The 1,170-nt window shown below is 67.9% G+C and carries 1 protein-coding gene and 1 rRNA gene; both read left to right on the plus strand.

Translation table 11 applies throughout. The features are described 5' to 3' along the window. Positions 1-78 (plus strand): 5S ribosomal RNA (gene rrf / locus ACWDAK_RS41360); the annotation flags it as partial. A 71-nt stretch (positions 79-149) separates the two neighbouring features. Continuing rightward, positions 150-1,022 carry a phosphatase PAP2 family protein gene (locus ACWDAK_RS41365; protein WP_344638522.1) on the plus strand — a complete coding sequence of 291 codons (873 nt, stop codon included), beginning with the start codon at positions 150-152 and terminating at the stop codon, positions 1,020-1,022. Positions 1,023-1,170: the final 148 nt, after the last annotated feature.

The following is a 1,170-nucleotide window of genomic DNA, read 5'->3' on the forward strand; positions in this document are numbered from 1 at the left end:
CCGAACCCGGAAGCTAAGCCTCACAGCGCCGATGGTACTGCAGGGGGGACCCTGTGGGAGAGTAGGACGCCGCCGAACAAATTTTGATGACAGAAAGCCCCTCCCGGAAACGGGAGGGGCTTTCTGCATTTCTGCGTTAATCTCTGCGAATGCAGAACCTGACCCTTACGTGGCAGACCGCCGGCGGTGCGTCGGTGGTCCTGCTCGGAGCGGCGTATGCGGTCAAGCGCGCCACTCGTTCCGGAGCGGCCACACGTGCCGGTGGTACGGCCGCGCTACTGCGGGAGGCCGGCATTCTGCTGGGGCTCTTCGCACTCTGGCAACTGGTCGGCCATCTCTCGGTGTTGAGCACGGATCATGCGCTGGACCGGGCGGAGTGGATCCACCGGACGGAGCTTGGGCTGGGGTTCCCGGACGAGGCGGCCTGGCAGCGTGCGGTCGAGCCGTATTCCTGGCTGGTCACAGGAGCCAACTACTACTACGCGACCATGCACTTCGGTGTGATGCTGGTGCTGCTGCTCTGGCTCTTTCTGCGGCACCGGGACCGCTACCACTGGGTGCGGACCACGGTGGTGCTGACCACGGCGGCCTGTCTGCTGATCCAGTTCATCCCGGTCGCCCCGCCCCGCATGCTGCCGGAGAGCGGGTTCGCGGACCTGGCGGCGCAGTACGGGCAGTCGGTGTACGGCGGCAGGGTGGGCGGGGTGGTGCCGGATCAGCTGTCCGCGATGCCCTCGGTCCATGTGGCGTGGTGCGTGATCGTGGCGGTGGCCGTCGTACGGGTCGCGCGTCGTCCGTGGCGGTGGCTGGTGGTGCTGCATCCGCTGGTCACGGTCTTCGTCGTGGTGGTGACGGCGAACCACTTCTGGGCGGACGGGCTGGTAGCGGTGGTGCTGCTGTTGGTGGTGTACCTGGTGCAGTACGCCGTCAGCGGCTGGCGGGCGGATTCCGAAGGGCCGACACCCGCCGCCGTGCAGCCGGAAGACCGGCCCGAGGAGCGGTCGTCCGTGAGCAGGTCCTGAGCACCAGCTCCAGAACGCCAGGCCCTGGGCTGCGGGAGTCGGAGCGCACGGCCGGGAGGGGTGGGCCGGTGCTCTCCGGAGAGCCAACTCGCCCGGGGTGAACCGAAGATGAGGTATCGCATGCCCATGTCTCGACGTAGTGCGGCCG

The sequence above is a fragment of the Kitasatospora sp. NPDC001175 genome, assembly GCF_053598215.1.

Excerpts from the sequence above, each read along its gene's own strand:
- ACWDAK_RS41365 (WP_344638522.1), top strand. The coding sequence starts at position 150 with ATGCAGAACCTGACCCTTACGTGGCAGACCGCCGGCGGTGCGTCGGTG.